The sequence below is a fragment of the Enterococcus sp. AZ120 genome, assembly GCF_050546165.1.
GTDB lineage: Bacteria > Bacillota > Bacilli > Lactobacillales > Enterococcaceae > Enterococcus > Enterococcus faecalis.
Window position 1 is genome coordinate 544,206 of the sequence record NZ_CP172950.1, and the last position, 16,471, is coordinate 560,676.

Sequence of the window (16,471 nt, forward strand, 5' to 3'; positions counted from 1 at the left end):
TAAAAAGGAAGAAAAAACATGAATAAAAAAATTTCGTTCAGTCTGTTAATTTTGTTACTTAGTTTGTTGGTAGGTTTTACATTTATTCCGCATAAAAAGGAATTAAGTTTTAATGAGTATCAAGAAAAAAAACACTCTGGCGAAACATTTTATGTTGTTTTAAAAAAGAAAAACTGTTCAGATTGTCAGGATTTCGAGAAACTATTACAAGCACCTAAACAGGTTTACTATGTAGAATTAACCAACAAAGAGACCATGAAGGAATGGTCAACATTTATCCGAGAAAATAAAGTTTTACATGTGCCATCTATGTTTAAAATAGATAACGGCCATCTCAAGAAAATTGATGGAGAAGGAGATGCGAATCAATTATTCGCAAACTATCAAAAAATAACGAAGTAAAAAGAATAAAAAGACAAGACAAGTTTCCTTTATTAGGAAACTTGTCTTTTTTATAGTGTTAGTCGTTTATTAAATAACATGTGAAATGTTTTACAAATACATTTTGGTTTGGTAAAATAAACGCGAACATATGAATTTACTTTCATTTGTTTTGGAAGGAGGAACGAATGATTGAATTGATTTTACTTTTGTCGGTGATTCTTTTAGGTTTATTGATTGGAAATAAAAGAGTTGATAAGTGGCTTTTTCTTAAGGCATTACTTTTGTTTTCTGTTATGCTAAGTGTGAGCATCTTAATTTCGGTAGCTATGTATTTATTATTAACAATAGGCGTTGCAAACGTAATAGGGCAGCGGTTAGAGTCGTTATTTCTTTTAGGGATAGTCGTTATCATCAGTACGAGTCTTTTGTTATATTTTTTATTGAATTTAACGACGAAAAAAATTGTTTTACCCATCGCTTTAATGAAAATAATTGAATATTATATTCAATGGGTATTGATTTATGTTACTATTTATCAAGTGATTTTTGATCAGTTTATTGTTTCTTCAGAAGTAAAAAATATGTTACAAGGGACTATTGATGAGCCAGTCGCAATCATTATTGTTATTTTGCCATCATTTATTTCAATTTGGATTGCCGTTGTTTTATTTAGGATTCGTATGGAAGAACTTTAATCAGATACTTTTAGAATGGAGGAGTTTGTATGTCTGCTTGGCAAACATTTAAAAATGGAACAAGGCAATTTTTTAAAGACATCTTGCAGTACTTATGGTTATTTTTTACTTTAAATGTCTTATTATTATTGGTGGGTGGGGCTTTTAGTTGGGCTACTTCCAACGCACTAAAAACTCAAGGTATTCCTTATCTTTCGTTTAATAACCTGAATTTACTGTTAGAAAAGCCGCTTGCTCTGGTTTTATTAATTCTCTTGTTGTTACTTTTTTTAGGTGCAGTTTTTTATCAGTTTACCTTTTTATTATTAGGGATTTTTCAAATACGGCAAGACCATCGCTTTCATTTTAAAGGAGTTACCAAGGCATCTTTTAAGGTTCTTAAAAAGCAAGATGCCCGTTCGTGGTTATTCTTTTTCGGTTATTTTGTTGTCATTGTCCCTTTTGGTAACCTGATTTTCCAAAGTAATCTATTGACGAAATTTGTGATTCCAGATTTTATTGTTGAATTTTTGTCCCAACGAATTCCTTACTTGGTTGGGTTACTGGCCTTTGGGTTATTAGTCTGGTATTTAGCTATTCGTTTCATTTACACGCTTCCATTAATGATTCTGGAGAGAAAAAAAGCGGGCGAGGCAGTTAAGGCTAGTTGGTCAATGACAAACAAACGATTATGGTTCATTATTCGTAATATTGCATTTGTGACGATCGCGGTATTTGTTTCAACGTATGTTATTTATGTGTTACTTTATCTTCTACAGTTGAAGTTAGATACCTTGAGCGATACCATTAGCTTGCTAGGTGGTATTTTAAATTTAACGGTTGTCCAATTTTTACAGTTTGTCTCTAATGCTTGGCTTTCAGTATTACTGATTAATTTCTTATATACACAATTAAATGTTCAAGCAGAAACGACGACAAAAGTTGCCTTTGACAAAGAAACGAAACGTAATAAATTAGTGACTATCGGAATGGGCCTAGGACTATTCACCATTTTTGGCGGCTATATAATTTTCAACGCTGTTTACTTAACAGGGCTATTAGAATCAAAACCTTTGATTATTTCGCATCGAGGGGTCACCAATAGTAATGGCGTGCAAAATACTATTCCTGCTATGGAAAGAACCATTAAATTTAAACCAGATTATATTGAAATTGATGTTCAAGAAACCAAAGACCATCAATTTGTTGTGATGCATGATGCAAACCTTCAAGAACTCGCCGGCGTTGATGGCACGCCGCAAGAATTTACGTTGGCTGAATTAACAAAAATGACCGTTAAAGAAAATGGCCAAGAAGCACCAATTGCCAGTTTTGATGATTATTTAGCGAAAGCAAACCAAGCCAAACAAAAATTACTAGTAGAAATTAAAACGTCTAAACAAGATAGTCAAGGTGCGCTATCTAACTTTATTGAAAAATATGAACGTCCTTTGATAAAGAATAACCATCAGGTTCAATCTCTCGACTACAATGTGATCAAAGCGTTTAAAAAAGCCAAATCAAAAGTAAAAGTTAGTTTTATTTTGCCCTATAATTTCACTTTTCCAGAAACACAAGCTGATTTGTATACAATGGAAGCTACCACGTTGAACGATACCTTCATTTTAAAAGCTGACCAACAGAAAAAAGCAGTTTATGCTTGGACAGTTAATGACTCAGAGGTATTAAGTAAAATGCTCTTTATGGACGTTGCTGGAGTGATTACCGATGATTTGGAGTTAGTCAATGAAGAAGTCAATGACTTTGAAAAAAATCCGTCGTATGCGGATCGTATTTTGCATTATATTTTTATGCTGCCAAGTGTGGCTTCTCAATAAAAAATGAAGAAGAGGGTTAAACGAAATGAAAAAAGAATTTTCGCGAGTACTTCTTAAAAATCAATCTGATGAAATTCTTATTTTAAAAGATTGGCCAGACACATGGAATTTCCCTGGCGGAAAACAAGAACTTGGTGAATCAGCGCTGGAATGTGCGATTCGTGAAATTAAAGAAGAGTTAGCAGTGGAAATTACTGAACTTGAAGAAATTTTTACTGGACCACTCGTTTTTGATTCAATCGTTTGGCAAGGACATTTTTATTTTGCTAAACAAGCCCAAGGAAAAGTTACCCTGAACGAACCAAATAAAATTAAAGGCGTACAATTTATTAAGCGGTTTGAGGAAGTAAATTTTTCACCAGGATTAGCTCCGCTATTTGATTATTTAGCGCGTAGTGATTATTTAAAGTTAAACAAAACTAACTGGAAATAGAAAGAATAGGAGTGTCTTTTGCTAGGTCTTTGTCAAGCGCATCTTTGATTATTTTAGAAAGTCCAAGGAAAAGTCGTGGGCATTGTTTATTCCTAGTAAATATGTTATAGTAATTAAGTAATCAATTTTGATAAGTAATTTGAGTTATATATTTAAAAACTATACTTCTCCTTTTGCCACTCAACATTTTTTGCAATAACTTGCATATTTTTATGCACTAGGAGGAAATATATATGAACAACGGTACAGTAAAATGGTTTAACGCAGACAAAGGTTTTGGATTTATTACAGGTGAAGATGGCAATGATGTATTTGCACATTTTTCAGCTATTCAATCAGATGGATTTAAAACTTTAGACGAAGGCCAAGCAGTAACTTTTGATACTGAAGAAGGTCCACGCGGCTTACAAGCAACGAACATCGTAAAAGCTTAATAATGAATGAAAACGGACCACGTGTTGGTCCGTTTTTTTGATAGCTGTTGTCTGATCTCGCCATTAATTACATAACAAAACAAAGCAGAGGCCATTTAAAGGAGGAGAATCTGAAGATGACCTTAACTGAGCTGTTACTTGTAAGTGGATTATTTTGGCTAGTAATCATAATTGGTGTGATTGCGGGTAGCATATTTCTAATTAAGTATTTTAGAGGTCGGAGCTGAACGGTTCTGTTCTCGCCAATTATCAGGTTTTAAGCCTGGGACAAAAATCCAAAGTGATTTTTGCCCCAGGTTCTTTATTTAATTAGGATATCAAGTTTTAGGTAAAATAATTAACAAATTAAAAGCAATTTACTATATAATCAGAAAGGGATCTTTAAGAGAGAAGCAGGTGTTTGCTTGTCGTAATACTTTGTTTAGCAGATAGAAAAAGGAAACGTTATGCGTTACAATAGGAACGGAGGAATTTTAACCTTATTGGATTTGTAGCTGAAGCAGAACAAATGTTGTCGCGTTAAGTGCGATTGAGCTTGCCACAAGCAACATTTGAAAAAACTACGGATAGAAAAATCATTCCTAAACAAGAAAAAAACACTCTTTAGATGAATAAAGAGTGTCCAGAAACGTTGATAAATCAACATATTTAAATAACGCGCCCTGAGGGAATCGAACCCCCGTCTCAAGAACCGGAATCTTACGTGATATCCACTACACTAAGGGCGCGGCACGAATACTAGTTTAGCTGATATTGACAAAAATTACAAGAGGGAGGACGAAAATAATGAAATTTGAGCAACGAATGTCCCAACAACAAAAACAAGTCCAGAAGTTGGCCATGACTCAACAGCTTCAACAATCCATTCAAATTTTACAATTTAATACGGAAGAACTCGCTGCCTTTGTTGAAGCGAAAGCACTAGAGAATCCATTGATTGATTTACAAGTAGACACGCAGTACACCACAGATTTTCCGATAACTAGTCGTTCTTACACCAATCAAGACGAAGAAAATAATTATATGAATCAAATTCCAGACTATCATTTATCATTATTTGAGTCTTTAATTGATCAAATTCATTTGAATTACCGCGATACATACTTGCGAACATTGGTATTGTTTTTAGTAGAATATATAGACGTGAATGGTTATTTAACGATTTCGTTAGAAGAAGCGGCAGAGAAAACCGAAGCAAGCGCCATTCAAATGCTAGATGCATTAACTTTGTTACAACAGCTAGATCCAGCAGGTGTGGGGGCACGCAATTTACAAGAATGTTTGATGCTACAAACAGAACGAGACGATACCGCGCCTAATTTAGCGTATATTTTATTGGAGGAAGAGTTTGATGCCTTAGTGAGTCGTAAATGGGGCCCGTTAGCTAAAAAATTCGGGATTGAATTAGCAGAAATTCAATTGATTTTTGATTATATACAAACGTTATCGCCAGCGCCAGGGAATATTTTTGATGCGACCGAGGAATTGTATATTCGACCAGATTTAACTGTCCGAATCAAGGAAGATCGAATAGTGGTGATTTCCAACAAAGCTGGTCGACCGACATTAAATTTTCAAGAAAATTATTTCAAACGAATGCAAGAGACTGACGACAAAGAAGTCCAAGAATATATTAAGGATAAGAAAAACGAATTTGAATGGTTAGAGCGCGCAGTGAATCAGCGGGGGGATACAATTTTACGTGTAGGGCAAGAAATTGTGCGCCGTCAAGAAGCCTTCTTTTTAGAAGCAGATCGGCCATTAAAACCAATGACTTTAAAAGAAATTGCGGATGCTTTGTCTATTCATGAATCGACAGTTAGTCGTGCGGTCAATGGAAAATATCTAGAAACCACGTTTGGCGTCTTTGAATTGCGCTCATTCTTCTCAACAAGTATTCTTTCATCAGAAGAAGATGGCGAGGATGTCTCAACAACGATGGTTAAAAAGCAACTACAAAAATTAATTGATGAAGAAGTAAAAAGTAAACCGTTATCTGATCAAAAATTAGTCGAGCGATTAAAAGATTCAGGCATGGAAATATCCCGACGAACGGTGGCAAAGTATCGTGAAGCCCTAGGGATTCCATCTTCATCTAAACGAAAACGATATGAGTAAACAACCAAAGCTTATGAGTGATTTTCATAAGCTTTGGTTGTTTTTTTGTGATTTAAAAAATGCTGGTTTTTTGAATTGTAAAAAAAGCCTAAAGGAGGCAAAGTTTGCTTGCCATTTCCTAGGAAAAAACGTATATTAAAGTTACTTGCTTCTTTAAATAAAGGAAAAGAATAATTTTATAGAAAAGTTGGAAAGCACAAATGAATCAGACAGCAAATAGCAAGAAAAAACGCTATATTACAGGTTTTGATGGCATTCGGACGATCGCTGTAATTGGCGTGATTTTGTATCACCTTTTTCCCCAAGTCATGCGAGGTGGCTACTTAGGTGTTCCGATTTTCTTTGTTGTTTCAGGTTATCTTATTAACGACTTGTTGCGGCAAGAATGGGCAGAAAATCAGACCATTGATTTAAAAGGATTTTATGTGCGAAGGATGAAACGGCTGTATCCAGCATTAATTGTGATGCTTTTAAGTGCAGTTAGTTATATTACACTCTTTCAGCAGGATTTATTAAACAATATTCGCAGCGTTGTCGCTAGTAGTATTTTTTATTACAACAACTGGTGGCAAATTTTTAAAGGGTTTTCTTATTTTGATGGATTTGCGACACAATCGCCATTTGTACATATTTGGTCATTGGCAGTTGAAGCGCAAAATTATTTAATTTGGCCATTACTTTTTATTCTTCTGGAACGCTTTGTTCGTAAGCGCGGTCGAATTTTCAGTTTAGTTTTAATCGGCGCCTTAATTTCGGTGACGCTGATGGCCGTTTTATATGTTCCTGGCGCAGATCCTACACGTGTCTATTATGGAACAGACACACGTGTTTTTTCTATTTTACTAGGTAGTGCATTGGCGTATGTTTGGCCAAGCACACGTTTGAAAGAAGAAATTCCAGAAGCCTCTAAAAAAATCTTAAATGGCGCTGGTTTAAGTGCCTTAATTCTTTTAGTGTTAGCCTTTTTAACATTATCAGATCATACAAATTTTGTTTATTATGGCGGCATGTTTTTAATTAGTTTGGCAGCCACCGTTTTAGTGGCCGTCACTGCACATCCAGGGGCAGATATGAATCGTTGGTTAACGAATCCAGTCTTTACGTGGATAGGTAAACGGAGTTATGGCATTTACTTGTATCAATTCCCAATCATGATTTTTTATGAGGCCAAGATTAAGACCTTATCGGACCATGTTTTTCTACATTCATTGGTTGAAATAGCATTAATTTTAGTAGTGAGCGAATTGTCTTATCGTTTTATCGAACATCCACTGACACGATTGTCTTATAAGGATGTCTGGACTCAATTCACTGAGTTCTTACGGAAACCGTGGGACCTTCGTGAAAAAGGGACAATGGCCTTTATGACAGTGATTAGCGTGATTGCAGTATTCGGTTTAATTGTGGCTCCAGCAAACGCTAAAAGTGCGCAACAAGAGCAACTAGAAAAAAATATTGCGAAAAATCAGCAAAAAATTGAAGAACGTAAAAAAGAAGTCCAAGAAAGTGGCACGAAAAATAGTAGCACGTCCACAGAAAGTAGTACAAAACCGAGTGAAAGCCAAGACGTTCTACCCGCACAACTCACCCCAGAGCAAGTAAAAAAAGCGCAGAATTTAGAAATCACAACTATTGGTGATTCTGTTATTCTAGATGGTGCTAGCGGGTTACAAGATATTTTCCCTAAAATGATTATCGATGGGGAAGTGGGCCGTCAATTGTATAGTAGCATTTCACTAATTGGTGAACTAGACAAAAAGAAAATGCTTAAAGATACTGTTTTAGTGAGTTTAGGTACGAATGGTCCTTTTACAGAGGCACAATTTGATGAATTTATGAAAGCGTTAGGTAATCGAAAAGTTTATTGGATTAATGTTCGCGTCCCAACTAGAAGATGGCAAAATCAAGTGAATAGTTTACTTAGTCAAATGGACAAAAAATACGATAACTTAACGGTCATTGACTGGTTTAATTATAGTAACGCCCATGATGATTGGTTTTATGATGACCGAGTTCATCCAAATGTGGCAGGTGGCGAGCAATATACACACTTTATCGCGGAGAAAATTTTACAGTAGCAAGAAACTTCCAGCTCAGATGAAAGGGGCTGGAAGTTTTTTGTTATAGGAAAAGCAAATATAGGTAATTTAATGATTTTCTTGAAAACCTAAGCTTTTTTTTTAGATATCTGGTATACTGTTTTTGTTACAAGTTCCCGAAAGGATTTAGCAAGTAATTGTCGTTACTTACTAAAGATGCCTTGTAACCGAAACTATTTAGGGGGAATAACATTATGACAGAAAGACATTTATTTACATCAGAATCCGTTTCAGAAGGACATCCAGATAAGGTAGCTGACCAAGTCAGTGATGCAATTTTAGATGCGATTTTGGAGAAAGATCCGATGGCCCGCGTGGCATGTGAAACATCCGTAACAACTGGTTTAGTCCTAGTATTTGGAGAAATTTCTACAACAGCTTATGTAGATATCCAAAAAATTGTTCGTCAAACTGTGAAAGATATTGGTTATACACGAGCAAAATATGGATTTGATGGAGAGACTGTCGCAGTTCTTGTAGCAATCGATGAGCAATCACCTGATATCGCTCAAGGGGTTGACGCAGCCTTAGAAGTGCGTGATCAAGATGAAAAAGACGATATTGGCGCTGGTGACCAAGGCTTAATGTTTGGTTTTGCCGTTGACGAAACACCAGAATTAATGCCATTACCGATCGCGTTAAGTCATCGTTTGGTTCGCCGTTTAGCAGAATTGCGGAAGGAAAAAGTCTTACCTTACTTACGTCCTGATGCAAAATCTCAAGTAACAGTGGAATATGATGATCAAGGTCAACCACAACGTGTGGATACGATTGTCATCAGTACACAACATGATGATGAAACAACCTTAGAACAAATCGAAAAAGACATTAAAGAACAAGTAATCAATGAGGTGATCCCTCATGAACTTTTAGATGATGAAACAAAATACTTTATCAACCCAACTGGTCGCTTTGTAATCGGTGGCCCTCAAGGAGATGCCGGCTTAACTGGTCGTAAAATTATCGTTGATACTTATGGCGGTTATGCTCGTCATGGCGGCGGCGCTTTTTCTGGAAAAGATGCAACCAAAGTTGACCGCTCTGCTAGTTATGCTGCGCGTTATATCGCGAAAAACATTGTTGCTGCTGGTTTGGCGAAAAAAGTAGAAGTCCAATTAGCTTATGCAATTGGTGTGGCGCAACCAGTGTCTATTTCTATTAATACGTTTGGTACGAGTGATCTTCCAGAAAGTAAATTAATCGAAGCAGTTCGTAAAAACTTTGATTTACGTCCAGCAGGTATTATTGAAATGCTAGATTTACGTCGCCCAATTTATAAACAAACTGCGGCTTATGGTCATTTTGGTCGAACAGATATTGATTTACCGTGGGAACAAACAGATAAAGTTGAAGCGTTAAAAGCTAGTTTAGCTGAATAATTAAATAAAAAAAACAAGAAGTCAGCCAATACTTGGCTGACTTCTTGTTTTTTTTTTGTAATAATTTTTTTATGAAAAAGCATTTTTTTAAGACATTTTGTTCTTTTTTGTATAGAATAGCTATGGAGCAATTTAGAAAATTGACAATTGAATAGAAAAGGATGTGAACAAATGGCAAAAGAAACAAATGTTAAGTTAGTCACGGTGAGTGTTTTTGTGGCAACATTTATGACAGCCATTGAAGGGACCATTGTGTCTACTGCGATGCCAACGATTGTCGGCTCGTTACATGGCATGGAAATTATGAACTGGGTATTTTCAATTTATTTATTAACGAATGCGATGTTAACACCGATTTATGGGAAACTTGCGGATAAAATTGGTCGTAAACCTGTCTTCATGATTGGCATTATCATTTTTATTTTGGGCTCCTCGTTGTGTGGCTTTGCTCAAGATATGTTGACTTTAATTATTGCCCGCGCAATTCAAGGTGTGGGTGCAGGCGCAATTTTACCAGTTGCGTTAACGATTATTGCCGATATGTATTCATTGGACAAGCGAGCGAAAATTTTAGGTTTAAACAGTGCCGCCTGGGGAATTGCTAGTATTTTTGGTCCGTTAGCAGGTGGTTTTATTGTAGATACAGTCGGTTGGCATTGGATTTTCTTCATTAATGTTCCTATTGGACTTGTTTTATTGGGCTTGATTAGTATTTTCTTAGTTGAACCAAAGCGGGAACGGACCAAGATGCCAATGGATATTTTGGGCAGCGTTACTTTGATGGCAGTGCTGCTAACGTTATTGCTAGGTTTTCAAATGATTAGCGATAATGGTTTTACATTAGTAACATTTGGTTGTTTGAGTTTGAGTGTGCTCTTTTTTGTAGCGTTTGTGATGATAGAAAAACGCGCGCAAGACCCAGTGATTGATTTGCATTTATTTAATCAACCAACGTTTGTTTTAGTAAATCTTATTGCAGCGCTTATTAGCGGTTTCTTAATGGGGATTGATGTCTACATTCCGATGTGGATGCAAGGTGTCTTAGGAAAAAGTGCAGGAATTGGTGGCTTAGTTTTAGCGCCTATGTCGTTACTTTGGATGGCTGGATCATTTATAGCAAGTAGCTTTATGGAAAAATATGCTATGAAAAAAGTCTTAACGATTGGGTTATCGATTCTATTAGTCGGGGCCATCTTTTTAGTGGTAATGCCAATGGCCGTTCCGTTTTGGCTTTTCTTTGTAGTGTCTTCTGTCTTAGGAGTTGGTTTTGGGATTACTATCACAACGACTACGGTGACAGCACAAAGTACAGTGGAGCCTGAAAAAATGGGGGTTGCAACATCGTTTAATACGTTGGTGCGTACAATTGGGCAGACTGTGATGGTGTCAATTTTTGGTGTGATTTTAAATGCAGGAATGTTTGCGAAATTGGAAGCGAGCGCGTTAAACGTCGATGCAGATGTCATGAATCAATTAGTGAATCCACATACTGCAAATTTAATTCCAGCTGCGTTGTTAAAACCATTACGCGGTATCCTCTATGCAGGTCTGCATAATGTTTACTTAGTCGGTGCGGGCTTAGTTGTTGTCGCTCTTTTGTTAAATATTTTCGCAAAAGTGCAACGAGCGAAGGTTTAGTGGTACACTAATAGAAAGAGTATTGGAGGGAAAAGTAGATGGCCTTTTTACAAGCAAATATTTATTCAAATGTATTGGAAATGGAAGTGAATGTGAACGTAATTTTACCACAAGAAACGGTAAAAAAAGTGGGCACAAGTACCCAAGCAGCATTAACAGATATTCCCGTGTTGTATTTATTACATGGGATGGGAGGGAATCACAGTGTCTGGGCTCGCAGAACCTCTATTGAGCGGTATGTCGCTGATTTGGGGATTGCTGTCATTATGCCGTCCACGGATTTAGCTTGGTATACGGACACACAATACGATATGAACTATTGGACGTTTATCTCAGAAGAATTACCGAAAATTTGTCATCAACTCTTTCCACAGTTAAGTACAAAACGAGAAAAAACCTTTGCCGCTGGTTTGTCAATGGGTGGTTATGGCGCCTTGAAATTAGGATTAGCGAAACCAGAATCTTTTGCAGCCGTTGCTTCTTTGTCTGGGGCAGTCAGTTTATCATCCACTAGTTTTGGGGAATTATTAAAAGTCCGTAAGCGAAGCTATTGGGAAGGTATTTTTGGCCCGTTAGATCAAATTGAAGGTTCCATTCACGATCCGCTGTATTTATTACAACAATTAGTAGAAAGCCAAACAGAAATGCCCCAATTTTACCTTTGTTGTGGGGAACAAGATATGTTACTTTCTGCTAATCAACAGATGGCTCAAGCGTTGGAACAGGCACAGGCAAGTTACACTTTTGAAACTGGACCAGGAGAACATGACTGGGTGTTCTGGGATGAATGGATTCAAAAAGCCTTGGCTTGGCTACCAATACCAAAATAGAGAAAGTAGTTTTCGCTATTTATTTTAAAAGTTAACCCTTGGTCCGTCAGTCGAAATGACTGACGGACCAAGGGCTTTTTTTATTTAGATGAAGATGTGTTGTCTGCTTGCAACCCATCTAAGTAGGTTTTAACGGCTTGAATAAAGGCGGATTTTTGGTGGATGGAGTGTCGAAATTGAATGCTTTCCTCCATGTACGTTAACTCATTGTCGGAGACATATTGTTTCATGTGCAGCACTTGTTCTTTTAAATAGTCATCTCCGTTCAATACTTGCGAAACGAGCTGTTTTTCCTCCGTTGCGTCCATAATCATCCCAAATAAAAGATGTTGTAAAGACGTTACTGCTAAATGAGTCATTTCTGGTGAAAAACCTGCTTCTCTTAAAATGCCCATCATTTGATTCAAATGGCGTAATCGTTGGGGATAGGCAGGGACGGTTTGGATTTCGATAGCTACGGCACAGGGAAATTGTTGATAGAGATCATAATAGTTTTCCATGAAGGCCAGTAAGTCAGAATACCATTCACCACATAATGCAGGTTCTTGAAAGTGCTCTTCAATCGCTTCAGCCATACTTTGAAGTAAGGCTTGCTTATTTTTAAAATACCAATAAATTGCGGGCGCCTGTACACCAAGCTGTTTGGCGACTTTACGCATAGAAAGTTGTTCTAAAGTGGGACTTTTTTCTAACAAAGAAAATGCGGCTGCAATAATCGTGTCTTTTGATAATTTCGGTTCCATGATTTTAGCTCCTATTAAACGTTATCTTCGTAAGTTTATCAAAAAGAAGGTACACTTTATGATAGGAAAAACTTGTGAAAAATTAACTTGTTCGCTTGTATTTTACCACTAAAAATGGTAAATTATGAATCGGCCTTATTTTACAGTGTTAAATTGGTGAAGTCAATGAGCAAATTGATTTTTTTGTAATGGGGAAGAATTCGCAGACCAACACTGAAGAAGCAGGGAACTATTTTAAGAAAGTAGGGATAAGATGGACCTTATTATTCAACACGCCAAAAAATACAAAGGCTCGGTAGTTATTGCCTTGTTGGCGGTGATCGTAATGGTTGTCTCAGCACTTTGGCAACCAAAATTGTTACAACAAGTGTTGGAAGCAATTATGAATGACGATAGCGACAAAATGAAAAACTTAGGGATTCAATTAATTGCCATTGCAGGATTAGGACTCGTTGCAGGGGTTATTAATACAATTTTTTCTGCCAAAGTTGCCCAAGGTGTCAGTGCTGACATTCGTGAAGCAACTTTCCGCAAAATCCAAACCTTTTCATTTGGCAATATCGAAAAATTTTCAGCAGGTAACTTAGTTGTTCGTTTAACAAATGACGTTACTCAAATTCAAAATGTCATTATGATTGCGTTGCAGACACTTTTTAGAATTCCTTTTTTATTTATCGGGAGTTTTATTTTAGCGATGCTAACCTTGCCACAACTATGGTGGGTGATTGTTGCACTTGTCATCGCAGTTATTTTGATTTCTATGCTGTCCTTTTCGCAAATGGGCAAGCATTTCATGATTATTCAAAACTTGATTGATAAGATTAATGGTATTGCAAAAGAAAATTTGTTAGGCATTCGTGTCGTCAAATCATTTGTTCAAGAAAAAAATCAACTGTCACGTTTTACAAAAGTGAGTGAAGAATTAACCACCCATAACTTAATCGTAGGTAGCTTATTTGCTGTGATGATTCCAGCGTTTATGTTGGTTGCGAACTTAGCCGTTGTAGGCTCGATTTTCTTTGTGAGTAACTTAGTCAAGGATGATCCAACTTTAATCGGTGGTGTCGCTTCCTTTATGAACTATTTAATGCAAATCATGATGGCGATTATTATCGGCGGAATGATGATGATGATGACTTCTCGTGCCGCTGTTTCCATTAAGCGGATTAAAGAAGTGATGGAAACAGAACCAGATGTTACCTACAAAAAAGTCCCAGAACAAGAGTTAATTGGTAGTGTTGAGTTTGATCACGTATCTTTCCGTTATCCTGGGGATGAAGAAGATACCTTGAAAGACATCTCTTTCTCTATTCAGCCAGGTGAAATGATTGGGATTGTGGGCGCAACTGGCGCTGGTAAATCTACATTGGCACAATTAATTCCACGTTTGTTTGATCCGACAGAAGGAAAGATTGAAGTTGGTGGTGTCGATTTACGAGAAGTGAACGAACACAGTTTACGAAAAACAGTTTCCTTTGTGTTGCAAAAAGCAATCCTGTTCTCTGGAACGATTGCGCAAAATCTACGCCATGGTAAACGTGACGCTTCTGAAGCGGACATGGAACGGGCTTCAGGCATCGCCCAAGCCAAGGAATTTATTGAAAAATTAGCAGAAGGTTATGATGCACCCGTCGAAGAACGGAGTAATAACTTTTCTGGTGGACAAAAACAACGGTTATCAATTACAAGAGGTGTGATTGGTGAGCCTAAAATTTTGATTTTAGATGATAGCACCAGCGCGTTGGATGCTCGTTCGGAGCGGTTAGTCCGAGAAGCGTTGGATAAAGAGTTAAAAGAGACTACCACGATCGTTATTGCCCAAAAAATTTCTTCTGTTGTCCATGCAGATCGTATTTTAGTATTGGATAATGGACGTTTAGTCGGGGAAGGCACGCATGAAGAATTAGCAGCTACGAACCCCGTGTATCAAGAAATTTATGAAACTCAAAAAGGAAAGGAGGAAGCTTAATGACTGATTTAATAAAAGCTAGTAAATTTTTCTATCATTATTTAAAACGTTACAAAGTTTCTTTCCTCTTTATTTTCTTAGCAATTTTCGCAGCGACTTATTTACAAGTCAAAGCGCCGCAATTCGTTGGGGAAGCTATTCAGGAATTAGCGAAATATGCGGTTAATGTGATGCAAGGAAAAGACGATAAAAGTGCGTTCGTTTCTGTCATTTGGAAACTACTCATTTTTTATGTCTTAACTAGTGCCGCTAGTTTCATTTATAGTATTCTCTTTACACAAGTCGTGGGGAAATCAACAAACCGCATGCGGATTGGTTTGTTTAATAAATTAGAAAAATTGACGATTCGTTTCTTTGATTCTCATCAAGATGGTGAAATTTTAAGTCGTTTTACTAGTGATTTAGACAACATCCAAAACAGTTTAAACCAAGCGTTGCTACAAGTATTAACCAATATTGCCTTATTGGTTGGTGTCTTAATCATGATGTTCCGTCAAAATGTGGAACTGGCATGGGCTACAATTGCTTCTACGCCGATTGCGATTTTAATTGCGGTCTTTGTGATTAGCAAGGCGCGCAAATATGTCGATTTACAGCAAGATGAAGTGGGTAAATTAAATGGCTATATGGATGAAAAAATTAGTGGGCAACGTGTGATTATCACTAATGGCTTACAAGAAGAAACCATTGACGGTTTTTTAGAGCAAAATGAAAAAGTTCGTGCAGCTACGTATAAAGGTCAAGTGTATTCAGGATTACTTTTCCCAATGATGCAAGGAATGTCATTAGTCAATACGGCGATTGTTATTTTCTTTGGTGGTTGGTTAGCAATCAATGGCTCTGTTGATCGTGCCGCTGCGCTAGGTTTAGTCGTTATGTTTGTCCAATATTCCCAACAATATTATCAACCATTGATGCAAATTTCTTCAGGTTATAGCATGATTCAATTAGCTGTTACAGGCGCTCGTCGTTTAAATGAGATGTTTGATGAACCAGATGAAATTCGTCCCGAAAATGGCGGAAAATTAGAAGAGATTAACAAAGCTGTGGCTTTAAATCATGTTGTTTTTGGCTATAATCCAGAAACGCCTGTGTTGAAAGATGTTTCTATTCATGTGGATAAAGGTGAAATGGTCGCTTTAGTCGGACCGACAGGCTCAGGAAAAACAACGATTATGAATTTAATGAATCGCTTTTATGATGTGAATGAAGGCGCCGTGACGTTTGATGGTGTGGACATTCGTGAAATGGATTTAGATAGCTTGCGTTCACATGTAGGCATTGTTTTGCAAGAGTCCGTTCTATTTTCAGGAACAATTCGTGAGAATATTGCTTTTGGTAAGCCAGAGGCCACGGATGAAGAAATTGTTCAAGCAGCGAAACAAGCGAATATCCATGAATTTATTGTAAATCTTGAGCAAGGCTACGATACTGAGATTACGGAAGAGAATAACCTTTTCAGTACGGGGCAAAAGCAATTAGTAAGTATTGCACGAACGATTATTACCAATCCAGAATTATTAATTTTGGATGAAGCAACAAGTAATGTTGATACAGTAACAGAAGCTAAAATCCAAAAAGCGATGGACGAAGCAATTAAAGGGCGCACCAGTTTTGTGATTGCCCATCGTTTGAAAACGATTCTAAATGCGGATCGGATTATTGTTTTACGAGACGGTGAAGTCATTGAAGAAGGCAACCACCATGAACTAGTTGAACAAGATGGATTCTATGCGGAACTTTATAAAAATCAATTTGTTTTTGAATAAGTTGAAAAAGAAGCAAAATGAGTCATTCTCATTTGCTTCTTTTTTTGCTATGCTAAATAGAAAAAGGAGAAATGTCAATGGAAAAAATGAGGAATGTACGGCAATTACGGCGCACGTTTTTGGTGCTAAATACTTTATTTGTACTGAGTGTATTCAGAGAGAA

13 protein-coding genes, 1 tRNA gene and 1 riboswitch are annotated in these 16,471 nt (G+C 36.9%); of the genes, 12 read left to right on the top strand and 2 right to left on the bottom strand.

Features of this window, described 5'->3' with window-relative positions; genetic code table 11:
- Nucleotides 1-18: 18 nt before the first annotated feature.
- The 5 genes from IGJ46_RS02665 (at nucleotide 19) to IGJ46_RS02685 (ending at nucleotide 3,763) form a co-directional block, all read left to right on the top strand.
- Nucleotides 19-402, top strand: coding sequence for a bacteriocin (locus IGJ46_RS02665; protein ID WP_002358745.1), 384 nt, complete (start codon nucleotides 19-21; stop codon nucleotides 400-402).
- Nucleotides 403-569: 167 nt separating this feature from the next.
- The gene (locus tag IGJ46_RS02670; protein WP_002398102.1) at nucleotides 570-1,079 is read left to right on the top strand and encodes an SA1002 family membrane protein; all 510 of its coding nucleotides are present in this window, start codon (nucleotides 570-572) and stop codon (nucleotides 1,077-1,079) included.
- 29 nt (nucleotides 1,080-1,108) lie between these two features.
- A complete protein-coding gene (locus IGJ46_RS02675) occupies nucleotides 1,109-2,896 on the top strand; it encodes a glycerophosphoryl diester phosphodiesterase membrane domain-containing protein (protein ID WP_194180888.1) in 1,788 nt (595 codons plus the stop codon).
- Between the two features lie 25 nt (nucleotides 2,897-2,921).
- Nucleotides 2,922-3,329: an NUDIX hydrolase gene (locus IGJ46_RS02680; RefSeq protein WP_194180887.1), complete on the top strand. Its 408-nt coding sequence runs from the start codon at nucleotides 2,922-2,924 to the stop codon at nucleotides 3,327-3,329.
- Nucleotides 3,330-3,562: 233 nt separating this feature from the next.
- Nucleotides 3,563-3,763: a cold-shock protein gene (locus tag IGJ46_RS02685; RefSeq protein WP_002355647.1), complete on the top strand. Its 201-nt coding sequence runs from the start codon at nucleotides 3,563-3,565 to the stop codon at nucleotides 3,761-3,763.
- Nucleotides 3,764-4,419: 656 nt separating this feature from the next.
- Here the strand turns inward: IGJ46_RS02685 and IGJ46_RS02690 are convergent.
- Nucleotides 4,420-4,491, bottom strand: a tRNA-Arg gene (locus IGJ46_RS02690).
- A 58-nt stretch (nucleotides 4,492-4,549) separates the two neighbouring features.
- Between IGJ46_RS02690 and rpoN the strand changes: the two genes are divergently transcribed.
- The 5 genes from rpoN (at nucleotide 4,550) to IGJ46_RS02715 (ending at nucleotide 11,827) form a co-directional block, all read left to right on the top strand.
- Complete coding sequence (rpoN, locus tag IGJ46_RS02695) at nucleotides 4,550-5,881, top strand: RNA polymerase factor sigma-54 (protein ID WP_002366210.1); 1,332 nt, start codon at nucleotides 4,550-4,552, stop codon at nucleotides 5,879-5,881.
- Nucleotides 5,882-6,081: 200 nt separating this feature from the next.
- The gene (locus IGJ46_RS02700; protein ID WP_218391441.1) at nucleotides 6,082-7,959 is read left to right on the top strand and encodes an acyltransferase family protein; all 1,878 of its coding nucleotides are present in this window, start codon (nucleotides 6,082-6,084) and stop codon (nucleotides 7,957-7,959) included.
- A 122-nt stretch (nucleotides 7,960-8,081) separates the two neighbouring features.
- Nucleotides 8,082-8,177: riboswitch (SMK box riboswitch) on the top strand.
- Nucleotides 8,175-9,359, top strand: a complete 1,185-nt coding sequence (metK, locus tag IGJ46_RS02705; protein WP_002355656.1) for a methionine adenosyltransferase — start codon at nucleotides 8,175-8,177, stop codon at nucleotides 9,357-9,359. (Overlaps the previous riboswitch by 3 nt.)
- Nucleotides 9,360-9,530: 171 nt before the next feature.
- Nucleotides 9,531-10,997: an MDR family MFS transporter gene (locus IGJ46_RS02710; protein WP_218391442.1), complete on the top strand. Its 1,467-nt coding sequence runs from the start codon at nucleotides 9,531-9,533 to the stop codon at nucleotides 10,995-10,997.
- A 38-nt stretch (nucleotides 10,998-11,035) separates the two neighbouring features.
- A complete protein-coding gene (locus tag IGJ46_RS02715; protein ID WP_002355660.1) occupies nucleotides 11,036-11,827 on the top strand; it encodes an alpha/beta hydrolase in 792 nt (263 codons plus the stop codon).
- 80 nt (nucleotides 11,828-11,907) lie between these two features.
- On the opposite strand, the gene IGJ46_RS02720 is transcribed toward IGJ46_RS02715, so the two are convergent.
- Complete coding sequence (locus IGJ46_RS02720) at nucleotides 11,908-12,570, bottom strand: TetR/AcrR family transcriptional regulator (RefSeq protein WP_002358755.1); 663 nt, start codon at nucleotides 12,568-12,570, stop codon at nucleotides 11,908-11,910.
- Nucleotides 12,571-12,823: 253 nt separating this feature from the next.
- On the opposite strand from IGJ46_RS02720, the gene erfC reads away from it, so the two are divergent.
- Both erfC and erfD read left to right on the top strand, forming a co-directional pair.
- Complete coding sequence (gene erfC / locus IGJ46_RS02725; protein WP_002355662.1) at nucleotides 12,824-14,539, top strand: multidrug ABC transporter ATP-binding protein/permease ErfC; 1,716 nt, start codon at nucleotides 12,824-12,826, stop codon at nucleotides 14,537-14,539.
- A complete protein-coding gene (gene erfD / locus IGJ46_RS02730; protein ID WP_002355663.1) occupies nucleotides 14,539-16,308 on the top strand; it encodes a multidrug ABC transporter ATP-binding protein/permease ErfD in 1,770 nt (589 codons plus the stop codon). The genes erfC and erfD overlap by 1 nt, the downstream gene beginning before the upstream one ends.
- Nucleotides 16,309-16,471: the final 163 nt, after the last annotated feature.